Genomic DNA, 1,957 nt, shown 5'->3' with positions numbered 1-1,957 from the left:
ACCAATACCAAGACCAAGACACGCAGGCTGAAGGTAATCTTGCACAGTTAATGTTGGACATTCAGCAAACTATGCTGAGCACAGAAAACGATGCAGATTCATCTCGTTATTTTGATCGGATCGTCGAACTTGTCCGCGATCTTACAGGCTACGATAGTGTTATGACCTATCGCTTCGACTCAAACTGGGACGGTGAAGTTATCAGCCAAAGCAGGGTTGAAGAATCGCCTTCCTTTCTAGGATTGCAGTTCCCATCCTGCGACATCCCGCCTCAAGCTCGGAGTCTTTATACTAAAAATCTAGTTAGAATGGTTGCTGATATTGATGTTACGCCGGTAGTCATATTGCCGATGATAAATCCTGTCAGTCAACTGCCCCTTGATATGACTTACTCAGCGCTACGCAGTCTTTCGCCGATACATATGGAATATCTGCGTAATATTGGAGTACAGGCTTCGTTGGTGATTTCGCTACTACAAAATGGTCGGTTGTGGGGATTGATAGCTTGTCATCATAGGACTGCAAAGCGAGTGTCGATTGCTATGCGCGAAGCTGCAATTTTTATCAGTCGAATGGCATCGGCAAAATTGGCAGCTATTGAGTCACAGGATCGGCTTAACAAGGTCGAAAAAGCACACAATCTTCTCGGTGACTTGGTCGATCAAATAACACTCGGTAATATTGAAGTCGTGCAGCAACAGCTTCTGCCCAAATTGCAATCTTTACTGAATGCTACTGGGATGATCATGGTCGCAGATGGCAAGTACCATTTACAGGGTGATGTGCCTGAATCAGCTGACATAGATCATTTACTCACCTGGCTAGATTCCCAACGCCAGTCTGAAGTCTTTAGCTGTGATTGTCTTGAACAGAAATTTTTCCCTGCCAGTGCCTATAGATCCATTGTATCCGGTTTACTGGTTGCCTCGATTTCAAACGACATGAGTAATTGTTTAATCTGGTTGCGTAAAGAGAAGCCTCAGACGGTTTATTGGGCGGGTAGTGCCGATAAAGGACGGGTTAGGGATGCTGCTGGGAATATACATCTTACACCGCGCAAATCCTTCGAAATCTGGACAGAAACATGGAGTGGACGATGTACACCTTGGACTTCGGTTGAAATCAGTATTGCTCTGATGATGACACAAGCTTTGCCGAAAAGTTTGCTGCAAAAGCACCAACTGGTACAGGAGCAGGTTTTGCGAAAATCTGCAGAGGCTACAACTATTACAATGCGCCAGCAACTTGAACTCATGACGGTTGTGGTGCCTGGAGTGGTTTATCAGTTTCTGCTAACCTCTGCAGGCGAGTGGAGATTTATCTATGTCAGTAAAGGGATTCAAGATCTTTATGAAGTGACTCCTGAAGAAGCATGCCAAGATCCCAATGTGTTGACCATGTGCATAGTTATAGGGGATCAGGATGCGCATCGCGAATCTTTGGAACGTTCGGCGTTGGATTTTACTGTCTGGGATCATAAGTTTCGAATTAAAACCCAAAGTGGTCATGTTAAATGGATTCATGGTCTCGCCACTCCTCAACGGCAAGCCGATGGAGGTATCATATGGAGTGGCTTGCTGACGGATGTCACCGAACGTAAAAAAAATGGGGCTGCACTGGAAGAAAGTGCATTGAACTTCCGCAGCATTGCCAATGCTGCGCCAGCGCTGATGTGGATAGCTGAGCTAGATAAGTCATACAGCTGGTTCAACAACTCATGGCTCGAATACACAGGACGAAGTATCGAGCAGGAAGTGGACAACGGTTGGGTCAAAGGGGTGCATCCTGAAGATCTGAATCGTTATCTTGATACCTACACATCCCATTTCGATGCACAGCAACCCTTCCAAATGGAGTACCGGTTGCGTGGCAAGGATAACCAATATCACTGGTTCATTGCTCTCGTTAAACCACGTCTGGATGAACAAGGTGAATTTATAGGCTATATCGGTATAAT

General features: G+C 45.6%; 1 protein-coding gene. It reads left to right on the top strand.

From position 1 onward, the window contains the following. Positions 1–1,957: PAS domain-containing protein (locus tag WCO51_13130; GenBank protein ID MEI6514196.1), on the top strand; the 1,957-nt coding region annotated here is incomplete at both ends.

Source organism: bacterium (genome assembly GCA_037131655.1).
Lineage (GTDB): Bacteria > Armatimonadota > Fimbriimonadia > Fimbriimonadales > JBAXQP01 > JBAXQP01.
The sequence above is the reverse complement of the archived record's forward strand: the minus strand, read 5'-3'. Positions and strand labels throughout refer to the sequence as shown.